This is a genomic window from Klebsiella sp. RC2 (genome assembly GCF_014192815.1).
Classification (GTDB): domain Bacteria; phylum Pseudomonadota; class Gammaproteobacteria; order Enterobacterales; family Enterobacteriaceae; genus Klebsiella; species Klebsiella variicola.
In genome coordinates, this window is the sequence record NZ_JACHYL010000007.1 from 19,085 (window position 1) to 37,450 (window position 18,366).

18 protein-coding genes and 1 pseudogene are annotated in these 18,366 nt (G+C 50.3%); 4 read left to right on the forward strand and 15 right to left on the reverse strand.

Annotated features, from left to right (window positions below; all coding sequences use genetic code 11):
• Positions 1-62 precede the first annotated feature (62 nt).
• Positions 63-1,445 (reverse strand): carbohydrate porin, encoded by a 1,383-nt coding sequence (locus tag FHW76_RS20200; RefSeq protein WP_115188832.1) that lies wholly within the window; start codon positions 1,443-1,445, stop codon positions 63-65.
• A 269-nt stretch (positions 1,446-1,714) separates the two neighbouring features.
• The gene (xylA, locus tag FHW76_RS20205; RefSeq protein ID WP_130993858.1) at positions 1,715-3,034 is read right to left on the reverse strand and encodes a xylose isomerase; all 1,320 of its coding nucleotides are present in this window, start codon (positions 3,032-3,034) and stop codon (positions 1,715-1,717) included.
• A 426-nt stretch (positions 3,035-3,460) separates the two neighbouring features.
• Between xylA and FHW76_RS20210 the strand changes: the two genes are divergently transcribed.
• Positions 3,461-4,900, forward strand: a complete 1,440-nt coding sequence (locus FHW76_RS20210; RefSeq protein WP_162500013.1) for an MFS transporter — start codon at positions 3,461-3,463, stop codon at positions 4,898-4,900.
• A gap of 58 nt (positions 4,901-4,958) precedes the next feature.
• Positions 4,959-6,638 (forward strand): glycoside hydrolase family 43 protein, encoded by a 1,680-nt coding sequence (locus FHW76_RS20215; protein ID WP_048964030.1) that lies wholly within the window; start codon positions 4,959-4,961, stop codon positions 6,636-6,638.
• A gap of 82 nt (positions 6,639-6,720) precedes the next feature.
• Here the strand turns inward: FHW76_RS20215 and FHW76_RS20220 are convergent, their stop codons facing one another.
• Positions 6,721-7,359 (reverse strand): HNH endonuclease, encoded by a 639-nt coding sequence (locus FHW76_RS20220; protein ID WP_032437570.1) that lies wholly within the window; start codon positions 7,357-7,359, stop codon positions 6,721-6,723.
• Between the two features lie 179 nt (positions 7,360-7,538).
• Between FHW76_RS20220 and FHW76_RS20225 the strand changes: the two genes are divergently transcribed.
• Entirely contained in the window at positions 7,539-8,408 is an 870-nt protein-coding gene (locus FHW76_RS20225) for a phosphorothioated DNA-binding restriction endonuclease (RefSeq protein WP_032413294.1), read from the forward strand.
• Between the two features lie 504 nt (positions 8,409-8,912).
• On the opposite strand, the gene FHW76_RS20230 is transcribed toward FHW76_RS20225, so the two are convergent.
• The 10 genes and pseudogenes from FHW76_RS20230 to FHW76_RS20275 form a co-directional block, all read right to left on the reverse strand.
• A complete protein-coding gene (locus FHW76_RS20230; RefSeq protein ID WP_074184809.1) occupies positions 8,913-10,367 on the reverse strand; it encodes a serine protease in 1,455 nt (484 codons plus the stop codon).
• Between the two features lie 187 nt (positions 10,368-10,554).
• Positions 10,555-11,352 carry a helix-turn-helix transcriptional regulator gene (locus FHW76_RS20235; RefSeq protein ID WP_048964034.1) on the reverse strand — a complete coding sequence of 266 codons (798 nt, stop codon included), beginning with the start codon at positions 11,350-11,352 and terminating at the stop codon, positions 10,555-10,557.
• A gap of 120 nt (positions 11,353-11,472) precedes the next feature.
• Positions 11,473-11,747: pseudogene (locus FHW76_RS20240) on the reverse strand (type II toxin-antitoxin system RelE/ParE family toxin).
• A 3-nt stretch (positions 11,748-11,750) separates the two neighbouring features.
• Positions 11,751-11,999 (reverse strand): CopG family ribbon-helix-helix protein, encoded by a 249-nt coding sequence (locus tag FHW76_RS20245; protein WP_048964035.1) that lies wholly within the window; start codon positions 11,997-11,999, stop codon positions 11,751-11,753.
• 66 nt (positions 12,000-12,065) lie between these two features.
• Complete coding sequence (locus FHW76_RS20250; protein WP_183476925.1) at positions 12,066-12,899, reverse strand: DUF4942 domain-containing protein; 834 nt, start codon at positions 12,897-12,899, stop codon at positions 12,066-12,068.
• Positions 12,900-13,013: 114 nt separating this feature from the next.
• The gene (locus tag FHW76_RS20255) at positions 13,014-13,355 is read right to left on the reverse strand and encodes a TA system toxin CbtA family protein (protein ID WP_048964039.1); all 342 of its coding nucleotides are present in this window, start codon (positions 13,353-13,355) and stop codon (positions 13,014-13,016) included.
• Positions 13,356-13,379: 24 nt separating this feature from the next.
• Positions 13,380-13,706, reverse strand: coding sequence for a type IV toxin-antitoxin system YeeU family antitoxin (locus FHW76_RS20260; RefSeq protein WP_040189932.1), 327 nt, complete (start codon positions 13,704-13,706; stop codon positions 13,380-13,382).
• Between the two features lie 13 nt (positions 13,707-13,719).
• Positions 13,720-14,196 carry a RadC family protein gene (gene radC / locus FHW76_RS20265; protein ID WP_045411015.1) on the reverse strand — a complete coding sequence of 159 codons (477 nt, stop codon included), beginning with the start codon at positions 14,194-14,196 and terminating at the stop codon, positions 13,720-13,722.
• Positions 14,197-14,206: 10 nt separating this feature from the next.
• Positions 14,207-14,653 (reverse strand): antirestriction protein, encoded by a 447-nt coding sequence (locus FHW76_RS20270; protein WP_048964040.1) that lies wholly within the window; start codon positions 14,651-14,653, stop codon positions 14,207-14,209.
• A gap of 223 nt (positions 14,654-14,876) precedes the next feature.
• Entirely contained in the window at positions 14,877-15,566 is a 690-nt protein-coding gene (locus tag FHW76_RS20275) for a hypothetical protein (RefSeq protein WP_048964041.1), read from the reverse strand.
• A gap of 319 nt (positions 15,567-15,885) precedes the next feature.
• Here FHW76_RS20275 and FHW76_RS20280 point away from each other — a divergent pair, with 319 nt between their 5' ends.
• Complete coding sequence (locus tag FHW76_RS20280) at positions 15,886-16,239, forward strand: hypothetical protein (protein ID WP_048964042.1); 354 nt, start codon at positions 15,886-15,888, stop codon at positions 16,237-16,239.
• 36 nt (positions 16,240-16,275) lie between these two features.
• Here FHW76_RS20280 and FHW76_RS20285 read toward each other — a convergent pair whose 3' ends face one another.
• Complete coding sequence (locus FHW76_RS20285) at positions 16,276-17,166, reverse strand: GTPase family protein (RefSeq protein ID WP_048964043.1); 891 nt, start codon at positions 17,164-17,166, stop codon at positions 16,276-16,278.
• A gap of 82 nt (positions 17,167-17,248) precedes the next feature.
• On the reverse strand, positions 17,249-18,337 hold the full coding sequence (locus FHW76_RS20290) for a hypothetical protein (protein WP_183476927.1): 1,089 nt from the start codon (positions 18,335-18,337) through the stop codon (positions 17,249-17,251).
• Positions 18,338-18,366: the final 29 nt, after the last annotated feature.

Consider the following 18,366-nt stretch of genomic DNA (forward strand, 5'->3'; position numbering starts at 1 on the left):
TCAGTCGTAGCCCGGCTAAGCGTAGCGCCAGCCGGGAACGCTCCTTCGACAACGCTATCGCATCAGAACCACGCCTCAAACATTCCACCGACGTTCAGTGAATCCAGCTGCTGGTCCTGGGTGCCGTTAACCTTCGCGGTATGCTCGTTGTCCACCTGACCGCCGGTCACATAGAAGCGCAGCATCGGGCGGAACTCCGGCCCCATGCCGATGGCGATGTTCTGCGACAGCGTCAGCTTCCAGCCGTGGTTATCCCCGCCCTGGTCGTAATCCACGCGCTGGTAGCCCGCTTCCAGCCAGGTGGAGTGCACGTCGTTCCAGAAGTACATCGGCCGGACGATGGCGCCGTAGTTTTTACGGTTGTCGGTGTTGTCCTTGCCGTTGTCGTAGTCATGGAAAGCCAGCAGGTATTCGATCTGCGCCTGCTGGGTGAACTTATGGCTGCCCTCGAAGCTGGCGTAGACCGTGGTCAGGTCGTCGGTTTTGTTGTAGACGCTGTTATCCGAGTTGTCGGAGTAGCGCAGGATCACCTTGTTCACCCCGCTGTCGTTGGTGTGGCTCAGCACCAGGCCGCCCTGCCAGGCTTCGAGGCGCGCGTCGCTGTCCACCGCCTTCGAGTCAAAGCCGTAGTTGGCGTACACCTCGACGTCGATCGGCCCGGCCTTGATGTTGTGGGTTTTGGTGGTCAGCGCGTAGTGGCCGTTGTCGCCGGTATCGGAGCTACCGGTACAGGTGATGCGCGACGGGTTGGTTTCATCGGCCATCACTTCCGGGCTACAGGATTTCACCTGCGAGACCGTCGCCACGTCAAACTGCACGCCGCCGATATCAAAGTTCTTCACCCCGGCGCCCTGGCCGTCGTGGTTCATCCAGAAGTAGTCGTTGATCCCCTGTTGCGGACGCTGGTGGAAGTCGCGGCCGGCCCAGATATAGGCGTTGGGGTTGGAGTCGAGGACGTTGGTGACGCCGACGTAGGCCTTCTTCAGGTTAACCTCGTCGCTCCAGTGGTCGAACATCACGTTGAGATCCCAGATAGCCCCCTGCGCGCTTTTGAAGGCCTTGCTGATCTGGAATTCGCCGCCGTTGCTTTCGTTGCCGAGACGGCCGATCGCCGAGGCGCCGTTATAGGAGCCGTCGACGCCGACATATTTCTGGTCGCCGGTCTGGAAGTGGGCGCCATAGCGGGCATAGCCGCTGAACTTGAGGCCGAACGGAATGGCCATATCCGGCGAGGCGGCGGTGGTCTGCGGGTTGGTGATCACGTCGACCTTTTTGTCGGCCGCGGCGTCGATTTTCGCCTGGCGGTCGGCCAGCGCTTTATCAACGGCTTTGGCGACGATGGCGTCGATCTGTTCCTGAGTAAATTCTTGCGCCATTACAGAGGTAAGCGGAAAAAACGCGGCGATAACCGCCATGGTTAATGGAAGCTTTTTTATCATTGTCATGAGTTTCTCAATATAGGTTAATTTTATTCAGACAATAACCAGCCTATTCTGAGCTGACAGAATATATCGCTATCATCAGAACAAGTTATTTTTTATTTTGTACGGTCACAGAGGCATTACACAATTATCGCTACCTTCCCTCCTTCGCTGATATTAAACAGGTGGTCTTTCGCCACTGACAAAAAACACAGCACGAACCAATAAACGCTATTTTTCGGCTGCAGGCAGACGGCGTAATACATGCCCCCGCAGGGGCATGTCAGCAAAATTTAACCAAAGATATAGGTATTGACGAGATTTTCGAGTAATTCCTGACGCCCGCTGTGAGGCTGCGGATTCAGATTATGCTGCTCAGCGTACCGGGCAATATTATCCAGCGACATCTGCCCGGTCATAATTTTCTGCCCCAGCTCGCCCTGCCAGCCGGCATAGCGTTTTGCCAGACCCTGATCGAGCTTGCCATCCTCAATCATGCGCGCGGCCAGCTTGAGGGACAGCGCCATTACGTCCATGGCGCCAATATGGCCATAGAACATGTCGTATTTGTCGGTGCTCTGCCGACGGACTTTGGCGTCAAAGTTCAGGCCGCCGGTGGTGAATCCCCCGGCTTTGAGGATCTCGTACATCACCAGGGTATTTTCTTCCACGCTGTTCGGGAACTGGTCCGTATCCCAGCCGAGCTGCGCATCGCCGCGGTTGGCATCAACGGAGCCAAAGATCCCCAGCGCGATGGCGCTGGCGATTTCATGGTGGAAAGAGTGCCCCGCCAGAGTGGCGTGGTTGGCTTCAATGTTCACCTTGATCTCATTTTCCAGACCAAACTGCTTCAGGAAACCATACACCGTCGCGACATCGTAATCGTACTGATGCTTAGTGGGCTCCTGCGGTTTCGGCTCGATAAGCAGCGTGCCGCCAAAGCCAATCTTATGCTTGTGCTCCACCACCATCTGCAGGAAGCGGCCAATCTGCTCACGCTCCTGGCGCAGGTCGGTATTCAGCAGCGACTCGTAACCTTCGCGGCCGCCCCACAGCACATAGTTTTCGCCGCCGAGCTGGTGAGTGGCGTTCATGGCAGTCACCACCTGCGTGGCCGCCCATGCAAACACCTCCGGATCGGGGTTGGTCGCCGCTCCGGCGCCGTAGCGCGGGTGGGTAAAGCAGTTGGCGGTGCCCCACAGCAGTTTCACGCCGGTTTGCTGCTGTTTTTCCGCCAGCACTTCGGTCATGATGGCGAAATTGTGCAGATATTCTTTCAGCGACGCGCCTTCTGGCGAGACGTCGACATCGTGGAAGCAGTAATACGGCACATTGAGCTTGTAGAAAAATTCAAACGCCACGTCCGCTTTGCGTTTGGCCATTTCCAGCGCATCGCCCGCGGCCTGCCAGGGACGCTCAAACGAGCCGGCGCCAAACATATCCGCGCCATTCCAGCAGAAGTTATGCCAATAACAGGCGGCAAAACGCAGATGTTCTGCCATGCGTTTTCCCAGCACGATTTCATCCGGATTATAGTGGCGAAACGCCAGCGGATTATCGGTTTTGGGTCCGGCAAAGCGAACGCGATCAACCTGATCGAAATAGGTTTGCATGATGAACTCCGAAATTGAGAAAGAGGAAAATTAACAACTGTGACACATCGTGTATTCTCATCGTCGGTTGCTCAATTACGTTATTTCACTCGGCGATTGAGAAAATGCTCAAATGTGAGCCATCTCGCAAATAAAACTATTTTAAATATCTCGCTTCGCGCGCGTATAGCGTACACTTCCTGGGGAACTCAGGTATCCATGCCAAATTAAAATGCCGGTTTTGTCACAATGCCTGCCTGCCCGAAAATTAGCGGCGGATAACGATTCAACGCAGGCGATACAGGCCTTTGCTTCGAGGATCACAGAAGTAAAAAAACATAATTACGTAATTTAAAAACGTAATAGATTCTTCCAGGTCAACTGTGTCAGAAAGTGTTTCACCTACACAAAACAAACCGGAGTCTGCTTAGAATGAGTAAAAACATAATGCACAGTCGGCATGATGAATATCATAAATTAACCCGCGGAGAACGAATTGGTTATGGCATGGGTGACTTTGCGCAAAACCTGGTTTTCGGCACAATTGGGGGTTTTCTGGCTTTGCATATGCTGACGGTAAATACCATCAGCACGGCAACGGCAGGCTTTATTTTTCTTTTTGTCCGCATCATTAATGTGTTTTGGGATCCGATGGTCGGAACCTACGTGGATAAACGAACCTCGAAAGCGGGGAAATATCGTCCGTGGCTGTTACGAGCCGGCGTTCCGCTGGTGATCCTGTCGGCATTACTATTCGCGCCGATCCCTGGAGTGAAAGGTTCGGTGGCTTTCGCCTTTATTATTTATCTGGCGCTGGACCTGGTTTATTCCTTAGTCAATATTCCCTATGGCTCGCTGAATGCGTCGCTGACCCGCGACCCGGAATCGATCGATAAGCTGACCAGTACCCGCATGATGCTGGCCAACAGCGCCAACCTGCTGGTCTATACCCTGTTCCCGATGTTTGTGCAGATGGCGGCGCCGAAAGATCGCAGCCTGAAAGACACCGGCTTTTTTGGCCTTGAGCTGAATCTCGGCAACTATACCGATCCGTCGGCGAACTACGCCTGGTTTGGCGTGTACGCCATCTATATGATCATCGGCGCGGTGGCTCTGTTTATCTGTTATAAATTCACCAAAGAACGCGTTGTCGCGACCGCCGAGCAGACCGCCAACGTCAAAACCACCGACCTTTTCCACGAGCTCAGACATAACCGCCCGCTGGTTATTCTCGGCATGTTCTTTATGCTGGCCTTTACCTTCATGTTCTTCATGAACACCGTTAACGGCTTCTTCAACCAGTTCGTCGTCGGCCATTCCGAATGGATGGGCGCCGTGGGTCTCGTCGCGTCTATTCCCGGCATCGCCTTCCCGGTGTTCTGGCCGAAACTGAAAAAAATCTTTGGTAAAAAAGGCTTCTTCCATCTGTTCCTCGCCATGTTCATCGTCGGCGAACTGCTGACCTACGTCTGGTCCCGCGAAGGGATGCACGACGCCCTGTGGCTGGCCTACATCGCCACCTTTATTAAACAGTGGGGCTTAACTTCCGCCACCGGCTTTATGTGGGCGCTGGTACCGGAAGTCATCGCGTACGGCGAATTAAAATCGGGCAAACGCAATGCCGCCATTATCAATGCCATTATGGGACTCTTCTTCAAGATCGGCTTCACCATCGGCGGCGCTATCCCGCTGTGGCTGCTGGCGGTGTATGGATTTAATGAAAGCGGCGCCATGCAGAGCGCCAGCGCCATCGACGGGATCATTATGACCGCGGTGTGGATCCCGATCGCGCTGGCCGCTATTTCGATGGTGATTATCCAGGTTTATCCGATCTCCGATAAACATGTTACCGACATTAACCGTCAGCTGGATGAGATCCGCGTGTAGTTAAAAAAATTATAAATCAGACCGATTCGTCACTTTCCATTTTAAAAGGTGTAATGAAATGTCACTTATTCAAAACCCGATATTACGCGGCTTTAATGCCGACCCCAGTATTATTCGCGTCGAGGATACGTACTATATTGCCAACTCGACGTTTGAGTGGTTCCCTGGCGTGCGTTTACATGAGTCCAAAGACCTGAAAAACTGGAACCTGCTGCCTTCGCCGCTCTCCACCACCACCCTGCTGGACATGAAGGGCAACCCCTCCTCCGGCGGCATTTGGGCGCCGGCGCTCTCCTGGGCCGACGGACAATTCTGGTTGGTGTATACCGATGTGAAGGTCACCGAAGGCGCCTTTAAAGACATGACCAACTACCTGACCACGGCGAAGGATATTCGGGGCCCGTGGAGCGACCCGATCAAGCTGAACGGCGTCGGGTTTGACGCCTCGCTGTTCCATGATGACGATGGTCGGAAATATATCGTCCAGCAAACCTGGGATCACCGGGAGTACCATCACCCCTTCGATGGCATTACCTTAACGGAGCTGGATACCAACACGCTGAAGTTAATGCCGGAAACCGCGCGCACCATTTACCGCGGTACCGCCGTGGCGCTGGTCGAGGGGCCGCACCTCTATAAACTGAACGGCTACTACTATCTGTTTGCCGCCCAGGGCGGCACCGTGTTTACCCACCAGGAGGTGGTGGCGCGGTCGAAAACCCTCGAGGCCGACAGCTTCGAAACCGAACCGGGCGACGTGTTCTTAACCAACGTCGACACGCCGGACAGCTACATCCAGAAACAGGGCCATGGCGCGCTGGTCTCCACTCCGGAAGGCGAATGGTATTACGCTTCGCTCTGCGCCCGGCCGTGGAATCGCCCGGGGGAATCCATCTACGACCCGCGCGGCTGGTCAACCCTCGGCCGGGAAACCTCGATCCAGAAAGTGTACTGGGACGATGAGGGCTGGCCGCGTATTGAAGGCGGTCACGGCGGGAAAACCTTCGTCGAAGGGCCGAAAGACGCCATCTTCACCGAAAGCGCCGGCGATAATAGCCAGCAGGATGACTTTACCTCGCCAGCGCTCGACCCGAACTGGAATACCCTGCGGGTGCCGTTTACGGCCAAAATGGGCACCACCGGCGACGGCAAATTAACCTTAATCGGCCAGGGTTCGTTAGCCAATACGCATGACCTGTCGCTGATTGCCCGCCGCTGGCAGGCCTTCTATTTTGACGCTGCGGTGAAGGTGAAATTTGAACCCTTCAGCTACCAGCAGATGGCCGGATTAACAAACTACTATAACGACCGCCACTGGAGCTTCGTCTTCCTGACCTGGAATGAAATTAACGGCAAGGTCATCGAAGTTGGCGAAAATAACCGCGGAAAATACACGTCGTACCTGAAAGATAACGCCATCAAGGTGCCGGACGGCGTGGAATACGTCTGGCTCCGGACTAAGGTCCGCAAGCAGACCTACAGCTATGAATACAGCTTCGATGGCGTGACCTTCACCGAGATCCCGGTCCAGCTGGATGCCGCGGTACTGTCCGATGACTATGTATTGCAGAGCTACGGCGGGTTCTTTACCGGGGCGTTCGTCGGCCTGGCGGCGGTAGACTACGCCGGGTACGGCACCCAGGCTGAGTTTTATCAGTTCGAGTATCAGGAGCTGGGCGATAGGTTAGCGGCCGATGGGAGCTACAGCTGGGAGGCTGGCGAGACGCGGGATAAGTAAGAGAGAGCGGGCCCACGCTACCGGTGAGGTAGCGTGGGTTTTGTGGTGTGTTTGATGTAATTAAAGCGAGCGCTGTCGGATGTCAGTCTGCGGGGCGCAGCCGGGCCTTCAGCTCTTCTGGGGTAAACGGCGGATCTCGCCGGTGCAGCATTGCATGGCAGTTGGGACATACCGGGATCAGATCGGTTTCTGGGTTCAGACGGTAGTCCTGCTTTATCCCGGACAGCGGAATGAGATGGTGGATATGGATAAAGCCCTGGCCGATATCGCCATAGCGGCTGGCCATATCCAGACCGCATACCTGACACTGGCAGCCGTGCAGGCGAAGCGCCGCCTGACGAGCCTGACGGTCGCGCTCATAGCGATTGACCACCACCTGCATCGCCGCCCCTTCCACGTACTCCATGGTCGTCTGTCCCTCATCGGGGAAAAGCGCAACCTCGTCATCGCCAGCGCCCTGCGACACGATCGTAAATCCTTGCTCCACTAACAGACGCACGCATTTGGATTTAATCCCCCCGCTGAAATCCGCCGGGGTAAATTCCGTCCCCGTCGCAAACGTGGCCGCTAACCCGACGATGGCTTTTGAAGGATACCGACGCCCCTCAAATTCGATCTCATACAGACGCGCGCTTTTAAACTGATGCGCAACGCCTGCATCGTAAGCGCGAATGGCGGCGATGATGCATTCCCTGGATAAATGGTCCGGTAGTTTTTTCATAAGACATAGCTATCTGATGGCGCGAAGCTTGAGTATAAATAGAAAGCTATGGGCTTTTCGAACAAATAACTAGCAGTGATAGTTAAAAAGCGATCCACGTAGAACCGCCGCATCTGGTGGGTTGATCGGCAAGGATTTTGCGAGCATCATCGCATTTATTTAGCTGCCAATGTAACGCTATGCCCTCCAGCACGACCCTGCAACACGCGATCGAGAACATCACCATCTGGCGCAAAGGCGAACAGCGTGCACCGCATAAGCCACTGCTGCTGCTGTACGTCCTCTCACAGTACCAGCGCGGCCATGCGCGGATGTTCGACTACACCTCAGAGATACGCGATGAGCTGCATAGCCTGCTGGAACGCTTTGGCCCGCAGCGCCGCCAGTACCGGCCGGACATGCCCTTTTGGCGCCTGAAAGGCGACGGCTTCTGGGAGCTGCACAACAGCGAACAGTGTTCAACCCAGGGCAGCCGACAGCCGCCCGGCAAAGAGCTGGAGCTCTGTCAGGTCGCCGGCGGCTTCGATGAGCCGCATTTTGCACTACTCAACAGAAATAAGAAGCTGATCAATACCCTCGCCCATCAGATCCTCGAAGCGCATTTCCCGGAAAGTATTCAGGAAGAACTGGCAGAAGAGATGGGGTTTGATCTGCTGCAGATCCGTAAAGAGCGCGACCCGCATTTTCGCCAGCAGGTGCTGCGCGCCTATAACTATGAGTGCGCGATCTGCGGCTTCAATATGCGCCATGATAATACCTCCGTCGCCCTGGAAGCGGCCCATATTAAATGGAAGCAACACGGCGGCCCCTGCGAAATCCCTAACGGCCTGGCGCTCTGCGCGATTCACCATAAGGCTTTTGATAAAGGCTCCATTGGTCTGGATGAGGATATGCGCATCCAGGTTTCGCCGGCGGTGAACGGCGGAGGCATCGTTGGCAGGCTGTTCTGGGATTTTGATGGTAAGCCGATTACCTTGCCGCAGGGGAAAGAATGTTATCCCCAGGAAGGGTTTGTGGCATGGCACCGGCGGGAGGTGTTCAGGGGGTGAGGGGGATGGTGTGTGGGGTTTAATGTTGAGCGTAGGGTTTAAGGATTGTGAATGTGTTTCGGAGAGGATTTCGTGGTTGATCAATGATTGGTCGTGGCTAGATTAAAGGACTTATTTATTGGTTGTTTTGATATTGATGTTTGTGAGTTGGTGCGAAGGCCGGACTCGCACATAAAAGTTAACCTCATGATTTATAACATATAATAAAAAACACTTTCATTTTATACCAACACAGATACCAACACGAAAATTCATTGTTCTTCGGTATCGAACCGGGACAAATATGACTGAGCTGTATTAGCTCAGATTTTACCTGAAAAAGCTATGGCACAGATCTAAACTTAATCTGACAGGCAGCTCAGTGCCAGGAGCCACTCGCTCTTTGCCACATAAATTCTGAAAGGAACATCAGTAGGCCGTTGCTCCACCATTACATATCAGCTTTTGAGAAAATAAGCTTCTTGCTTAAAGCCCACTCAGACTTAGAGATATGCGGAGGTTCAATCATTCAGTATTATTTTGTACTCTCTTGTTTGGTATCCGAATACCCATCCAGACGATTTTTATATCAGTAAACTCTTCTTTTTCTGGGTTGAAAATCACATCAGCTTTAAAAAGGCACCGTTGGAAAGCCTCCATATGTACCATTTCATCTTTTAACTCTTGATTATAAAAGTGGCTATCGAAGTCCATTTTGTGAGCATGATAGTTTTCTTTTAAGACCTGGATCCCCCACACTACGCTCAGTAGCTCAAAATAATATCCGAGCTTGATATTTTCATCATTTAATTGCTCGCTTGAGTATATCTCCGGATCCTCAACACCTTCAAAGTCGGTAGCTGAAAAATTCTGGATGGTTTTAATACATTTCAGAGGAACCCCAACCGCCCCTAAAAATCTTTGGATAGGAGAGTCTGATGCGCTCTCGAGACATTCAATTGCAGCTTCAGATGCTGCATGCTCTAGATCGTCTCCCCATTTATCAATGAATTCTTCTAATTGTTCATCTTTCAGGAATTTATTGGATGTTGTAATGGTCGATGGATCCGATGATAATTTCATGAATTCCATCTCATCTTCAGACATCGTGAAGACGATATCCCCCCAAGGCTTGCGCTCAATACTGCCTTTAATTCTAGAAAGCCCCATTGCCTTTGCAGTTAAAAGACTAACATCTTGATACTTCGTTAGCGCTGGAACCGTCCCTCCAATTCGATAATTTAGAGCATCCCAAATAAGCGTAACGTAAGATGGTCCACCATCAAATGAAGATGACACCACACCAATGACGTTCCCATCCGAGTCAACAACCGGGCCTCCGCTCATCCCTCCCATAGTGTCCATTTCTACCTCGATACATGGTGCAGGCATTCGCTCACCACGTCCTTGAGGAAACGCGGCAGTTACCAGCCCAGACGAGACCATCGGACTCACGGAGGCTACATCATCTTCAACATGACCATGCCTAAATCCAAATGCCCACAAACGCTCTCCAACGAGTGGCAACCCAACCCTTAAAGTCCATAGGTTAAGCGGGTAATCAGCCAATGCATCCGAGTTTAGCGTGCAGCTCACTAAAGTTAGGTCTGATGGGTTTGCTTCACCTTCCTCAAACTTACTCTCGCGCATTGCGTTCCGACTTTCTTTAGCAAGCCATCCCCTTGCACCTGTAGGCAAGAATGTCAGGAATATCGGATGATTTCCCGAAGCCCGTAGTTCATCAAGTACATGGGTTGCAGTCAACAGCAACCCCGGTGCAACCATCACGCCGCTTCCTAGAAAGGATAGGACGTCATCATCAAAGTATGCAACTGCAACCAATGAATCACCGGCTTCATGCAAGGAACGCATGGAGCCAATTCCATCATCAGAACTAAAAACTGGAGAAGCCCATGACAACTTCAAATCTGCCAATAAAGGATTGGCTTCAGTCACCATAAATGAATGTTTTTCGCTCATGTTTAATTTCTATCTACCTCAATAATTATTTGAATTTGTAGTGGATAGCTAAATTTGACCACTTTAACAGATACGTTAATCTCCACTTGTCGCTCAAAGCAAACTGTCAGATTTGATTGTTTACTGCCAGGGAAAACCGTCACATCAAGTCTGAGCTAATACAACCGAGTTAAGATGCCGAAATCTGTTATGCATCATCTTCCTCGACAGGCTCCAGCGCATCAAGTGGGACTCGCACCATTGCGATAGAACCAATACGGATAAAAGCATCTTCTCCATCTATGTCGGTTAATTGATATCGCTCTGTTGATTCCGGTTCTAATTCCAGAATGTCAAAAAATGCATTCAACTGACCGATATCGCCATCACTTTCGTCCTCAGTCTCATCTGGCTCACAACAAAGTTCAATAACTGGGCCACCATTCACCATGGTGATATGCACATTCCCATATCTTCCTTCATTTGCATCATCATCCTCGTCATCCGAGATAGGTGGAAACGCTTCAAACAAGAATTGGTGGAAAATCACCTCTCGCGCATTTAAGGCATAACGATGCTGTTCAGAGTCGAAAACAAAGAAATGCTCATAACCAGGCACTGCTCTTTCCTGAAAGTATGAGTAAAAACGACGCTTATCAGCCGGGGAAATAGGTAACAGCAAATAATCTTGCTGCCCTCGTAACCAGATTTTCACTGTCCAAATGCAGCCATCCATTTCAATACCATTAGTGGCGATGCTTTCCAGATCATCATCACTACGGCTACTTTGATTGCGCACCGTTTGCAATAAAGTGTCGTTACCAGGAAAAACTGCATTCAATGGTTTCTTTAAGACAGCGCTTATCGCCTGCGCCAGTCCTAACTTGGCCGCAACTTTCCCTGTCTCTATACGTTGGATCTGTTGTTGGCTGGTACCAACCATATCTGCCAATTCACGCTGAGTGATTGATAGTTGAGTACGAAGTTCTTTGATTTTGTTTTGCATGATGCCCTCCTCACTTGCAAGAAGTAATGGATATCATTAAAACACAAAATAGAGTAAAAAACACAAAAATGAGTTTTTTTTGGCTAATGAGCTATACTCGCTAATGTGAAGAGCATCTCTTCAACGTTCTTCTTTGGTATCCCAGAGATCGACTATATAGATGCCATTGTCACGAAGTTCGTAATGAACCTCATAGTCAGCGAATAACACTTTTCGGACCTCCCGAGGTTCAACCGAGTCTGCTGTACGCCATTTGCCGGATGCGCTGTTAGACCAGCACAGCCAGTAATCAGGCGATCCAAAACATCATCGGCGTGCTGGCGTCTGTACTGAAGGGCAAAACGGTAGATACGTTCCAAGTCATCCTGAGCTTTAAGCGTCCAGTAAACCTCCATTTATCAGGATTTCTTTAAGCGTTTAGCAAAATCCACCATGTCCGAGTGGTTCACCACGCGCCCGGCATCCGCATCGGCAAGTCCGGCCTGGATGCTCTGGTGACGCCTTTCTCTTTCAGCCAGCATATTGGTCAACGCTTCTTTAATAATCCAGCTCTTAGAACGGTCCAACTCATTTGCCAGATTCTCAACAGCAGCAGCCAATTCAATAGGTATCTGTGCGCTGATGGTTTGTTTAGTAAGCGAACCCATAGGGATTACCTCGTTTAATAACTCCTATTAACTTCAACATAGCTCTGCTTATAAAAACATCATCTCTCACTTGGCAGGCAACATCCCAGGAAAGTGCTTCGCCACAATGTCATTCATCTTCTCCACCAGATCCAGACGCTTAAACATGATATGCCCGCTGCCCTTCTGAAAGTAGCGAATGGTGAACAAATCGTCTTCGAAAACCTGCTGATGCGGATTGTCGCGCACGAAATCCATAAAACGGATAGAGACATCATGCCGGTTATCAGGAATGGTTTTTCCATCCAGCAGGTAGAGCATTCGCTCCAGATCGGTCAGTTGATCGCGCCGCCAGCCCCAGTTCAGGCTGTAGCCCCATCTGTCATGCTTCACCAGATTGTTGACGATAATCTTCTTTCCGAAGTAACAGGGATTATTGGTTTTGTAGTCCCAGCTTAATCCCTTGAATATATTAATTATCCCGCGCTCAAAAACGTCCTGCTTATTGTGATGCAACTGCTCAAAGGTACTCAGGATATTGGCTTCGGTTATTGCCGGAAGATCACCCTCCTCCAGGTTCTTTGCCCACTGGCTGCGGGCTTCGGCATCCATCAAGGTCAACATCCCGGATTTCAGCATCAGGTCACGCCAGATGCTACGGTCGATATTACGGGTGATGACAGGCATCGCTTTATCTACAGGTTGCACCAGCCAACAGTCGAAAGCATGGCCCTGCCGCATCGCCCAATGACTCGCTATGTTGCCGCCAATTTCTGAAGTGAGCCGGGAAACGTCATCGAGCTGACAAATCAGCGCCTCAATCTGTTTCAGCGCAGCATCGCGTCCTGTCACTATACGCTCAATGCTGGTCGAGCAAATCAGCTCATTATGATCGGTTAAAATTTCAGCTTCTGTTTGCATATTTTTCGTCCGTATAAAAGCAAACACGCCCGCCGGGAATGGCAGGCGCATTATGCAATGAGTTAATAAGGAAAAAAGATTGGTGATGTAAATCGGGAAGACGGCTCGCAAGATTCAGCGTATCGAAGGAAGATGTCTTTGCCGGAACAGGCCGGTTGCCTGCCGCGCCCGCAAAATATCCACTGCGCCCAGATAAGGTGACTGTTCCTGACAGTTAAACCCTCTGCGATCGATACGTACCAGTTCGTTCTTCTCCACCAGAAAATTAACGGCATCAACCAGTGTGATGCCTGCGTTGAGATGTTCCTGAATAACGGTTTCATCGCTGAACGGTGTGTCATTCAGGGTGAGGCCATAATGCTGCTCCAGCAGACGGGTAAGCAGCATCTGCCAGACAGCCACGGGCGACGGGCACGACTTCGCCGCCCGCTGAGTTGTTGCAGGTATGGTTTTCATTTTGTTCTCGCGAATGAAAAAGATTTAACGTTGAGTGGGATAAATAACGATGTAGACGTAACCACAACTGCCGAGAGTATCGGCTTCACAGGTGAAAGCGTTGTGGTAGAGAGTGACGCTGTGCGCATGACGGGGATTAAGTTCGCCAGTGCTCAGCATCAGTTCCATCTGGCGGATAAAATGCGGGAATGCTTCTTCCAGCTTCTGACATTCGGCATCAACAAATTTACCGGTGATATTGGCCCGGTCAGCCAGGTAGTGCAGTCGGTTGCCTTCCTGTACCAGCCTTGCGCCAAAATTCGGTGTGAAACTTCGCTTTAATCCCCACTGTATGGCATCAGTCAGTGGCATCTTTTGCCCTCCTTCATAACCAGCCTCGTTCGGCAAATGAAACCACTGTCATGCCTCCGACTATGCAGTGATCCAGCACCCGGATTTCTACCAGCGACAGCGCCTTTACCAGTCTGGCGGTAATCTGTCTGTCGGCCTGGCTGGGCTCAGCTTCTCCGGAGGGATGGTTGTGGGCAAAAAGCACGGCGGCTGCATTATGGCGAAGGGCTGATTTCACCACTTCGCGGGGATGCACTTCCGTACTGTTGATAGTGCCGGTAAACAGGGTTTCGTGAGTAATTAACTGATTTTGCTGGTTAAGGTACAGCACTAAAAACACCTCGCGCTCCAGCCCGGTCATTTTCAGGCGCAGCCAGTCCCTGACAACCGTTGTGGACGTGAACGACGCGCCAGGCTCGCGCAGATGGTGTTCAAGCAGCGACAGAGCACGCTGAACAGTTCGCCGGGTTGTCAGCGGTAGTTCCTGCGGTATTGATAAATTGAAAGTCATACCTGTATCCTCAGTCGATAATGCGCATGATGGCGGAGCATTCCTGATGCCGCAGAGCATACTCACGCAGACGATAAAAGTGCGCTGTCATGGCATCGCACCCGGTACGGCAGGCATGATGGCTGTACTCGATAAGACAGACGGTAATTCCGGCGGCCTCTGCACTCATTTGCGCATCATTGCCATTCATGCTGTTAAAGAGTTGCCATTGCGCATCGCGGACAGTATCCGGCACCATAAAAGCGCCGCCATTGCTGAGCGTGTAAAAATTCCAGATACCCCCGATGTAATCCGCACAGAAACGGTCCATCCAGGCGAAGATGCGCGGCTCCAGTAATATCCACTGTGGAATCGTGCCAAAATGCTGCGGCCAGAAGCCGGGGCGTTGTTCATCTGCGACAGGCGTGGCGAAAATAGTGTCTGACGATAAGGTGGCGTCAGTAATTGCAGTATTCATGATTAATCACTCCTAAAATAAAAAAGCCAGCCGGTCAGGGCTGGCGTGATGATGAGTCGTTAAATCAGGTCGTTAAAACGCAGTGAGACCGTCATCTCTGCCTGCGTTTACAGATAGTGTTGTGGTGGGTGATGCAATGAGTAGGACGGCATAAAAGCAAAAAGGCCATGCTTCCCGATGGAGACACGGCCTTTATGGCTGAGTCAGAAACAATACCAGGGGGTTATTGCCCCATGTACTCCACCTTTGCACCGGTGGCGTTACCATCAGATCCTACAGTAACAACGATTTTATCGTAGGTGCGGTAAGCGGCATTGTAGACTTCATATACCACCGTATTTCCCTTCACTTCATAGCTGCCAAAATCAGCGGCATCTGCCGTTTCACGGTCATATTCTTTCGTGTACGCCTGTCTGGCCGCTTTCATTACCGAACCTTTGTTTACTTTCAGCGGCTTGTTCCCAGTGACTTCTGCTGATACGCCTGCAAGGGCGCTGACATATTTCGGGCAAACCTGGAGCATATCGCCACGAGTAAATTTCATTTGTATGCCAAAGACCTGTACGCTGGAAATATCCTGACCGGCAATTGATTCAATGGCTTTCCTGGCTGCGGCGGGAGCCTGCCCACCTTCGATTTCAACAGCTTTATAGCCGGTCTGTTGATTACACATCTGAGAGGTGGGGATTAGATTCCCATTAATGCTGATACGGCTTCCCATCAGTTCCTGCTGGCCGTTGGGGCAACCCTGCAACTGGCCGAAGATACCAATAGTGTCTTTTTTCAGCATAACCAGCGCCTGACCGTCTTCCGTCATGGTCTGACACCAACCATTTTTCACCATCCAGTTGCCTGCCTGCGCAGAGACAGAGGCGGCGGAGAGAAAAAGAGCAATTATTGTTCTGGTTTTCATAAATCACCTGTGGATTGGCAGCAGCGGTCAGGAGAGAACCACTGCATAAGTTATTAATCAGTCAACATCTGTCAAAGGAGCAGGAAACGGCGCGAAACGAGCCAAGATATCCTTACTTTTTGATAGGTTAAGACGATCAATTCATGGATATCGAAAGTTATTGTTGATAGATAATAACGATCAATTCTTTATTATTAATCGTTTATACGGATCGATATATTCTTTTCTGACATACACTGCCCCTGAAAAAGTGGAACGTTTGACCGTAAGGCGCGTGCCAAGGGAAATTCACAGAGTCCAGGAAAGAGAGGAACAACGGATGTCAGGAACAGTACAGATTGAGTCGTTCAACGCAGAATTTCTGACCAAAGAGAAACTGCACGACCTGATTTTTTACCGGAAAAGTTTTGATATCACGAATGTTACTGACATCAGTGAAACCGTCAAAAGAGTGGAGTATGCGATTGAACATCAGCAGAAGAAATTAACCTGCCGAGTATACACCGAATACAGAAGCACTGCGGTGGCAGGCTCTCTGTGGTCACCAACAGCACTTCTGGGAGCGGTGAGCGCCGCCGCAATCGGTGTCCATAATCTGGCGACATGGAACCCGGACTATGAAATTGGTAAGAATTACGTCAAAAGAACCCTATCCGTAAGGTATAAAAAGTAACGGGTTTACATCTTTCCGTGGCTGAGTCTGCCTGGCTCAGCCAAAAATCCTCTCCCATAATTCAGACGCAAGCTGTACCAGCTTTTCCCGCAACCTCCTCAGCAACAAGCTCCAGCCAGAAGGCAGATGCTCAGAAGCGATCACCGTGTCAAAAGCCGAACCGGCTATTTCACCAAAACGCTGGCGCACTGCGACATCACTCTCCTCCGTATGATTTTCTGGCTTTAACTGGCAATAGAAAGTGCTACTGGCCTGTACAGGTAACGCATGTACCATCAGCTCAACAAGAGCAGGCAGGTTGTATCCTGTGTGCGATGAAACGGCTATCACAGGGAAAGAGGACGGTAACTGACCAGCAATCTGCGAACTGATAACCGCAAGTGAAAGGCACTGCTCAGTTGAAGGAACAGCCTGACCGGGCTGTTCTGGCAGCGGAGGAATCCGGTCTGCCTGACTGACAACAAACAGGAAACGGGAAGCATCCGCGCCATAAGCAAGCAGTGAGCGGTGCGTGGCAATATCGACCGCCCGCGCACGATCATCAGCACGCAGGACCCAGATAATCAAATCCAGCTCCGTCAGCAACTTCTGATACAGCGCCGAATATTCCGCATCGTATTCCGGTGTCTCGCCCACTCCAGGCAAATCTACCAGTGTCATGCAGCGCTCGCCCACGGTGAGCACTATCCGCTGAGGTTCACGGGTACAGCCCAGCAAATCGCTGGTCAGACATACCGGTTGTTGAAACAGGGCGTTGCAAAGCGAACTCTTACCCGCACCGCTTTTGCCCATAATACCAATCACGGGCTCGTAGTTGATGGCGTGTTGCAGGCGGGAGAGAATACGTTCGGTCGTTTGTTGGGGTAAGAAATTAAGGCAGGTACGCAGGATATCATTAGTATCCTGCGGTTCGGGGATTTTAGGCATGGTTTACTCCTGTGAAAAGCACAGCCGGAAGGAAATTAACCGGCTATTCACATGAGTAATATAGGTATGAAACTTAGTGGGATTATTGTTTTTTCTTTAATAAAGATATTTTATATTCATTGGAATTGTCTTTATATCTACGATATTCATCACTAATAAGTCCTTCAATAAATTTATTTATGCCAGAACCTTGCAGCTTAACTAACTCTTTAAGCTCTCTACGAGTTCTTATAGAAATTTCAGTGTTAAGGCTAAAGCTTTTCTTTTTATCTCGTCGCGCGCGCTGCTGAAACGCTTTTTTCATGTTATCCAGAAGTAATTTTTTATCCTGACAATCAATTTTATTCCCCCGTATAACCCAGCAATCAATTGCCCCCATGATCGCAATATATTTCTCATTTGCATCTGCGGGCTTAAACCAAAAAAGGATGTTATCATTGACATCCTTCCTTTTTAATAAATAATCCCACGCCCATTCAATACCCTCAGAGTCTTTTTTCTTTAACCATTTAAATTGTCGAACAGGGCTAATCAAGTGAAGCCAGATACTACGAATATGTTCGAATGACTCTTTAATTTGGATAGGATTGAAGAAACCCGAGAGTTTATTGAAGAAGGTAATAATTAACCGACTCCTTTCAGCGGAGCTGACGGGATTACCCGGAAGTCTAAAAAAAGAATATAAACAATGATCCTCTGAATCCCAGCCATTTTGCAACTTTAATTCTGGCAAATTGAGACGGCTATTTGATGCAGTGCGGATATATATCCAAAACCAGAAAATGGCTCGCTCATTGGCATCTCCTTTTAACCACCTAAAATCAACATCACGAAGGTAGGGATCTTCACCTCCATTTAATACTTGCTTTTTAGGGGTAGTATCTTCCTGAGCCAATACCTGCCGCATCACACGTTCTATCGCAGGGTCAGTTTGATTTATTTCGGACACCAGAGTAGCAGGAGAAAGATCGACATCTGCGCACTCATGCTTACTATCATCGCCAGGAAGTTGCTTTACCTCTGATGCCTGCAAGAAAGAGCCTTCCTGGTTATTTTCAGGATTGGCAGAAGTGGACGACCGCTCAATCGAAACCATTTCCTTCTGTGATAATTCATTAGAGAATAATTTCCCAAAAGCATCTAAATGACTATCTTTATCATTCTTATTCATTATAAATACCTGTATTTAAAAACACTATA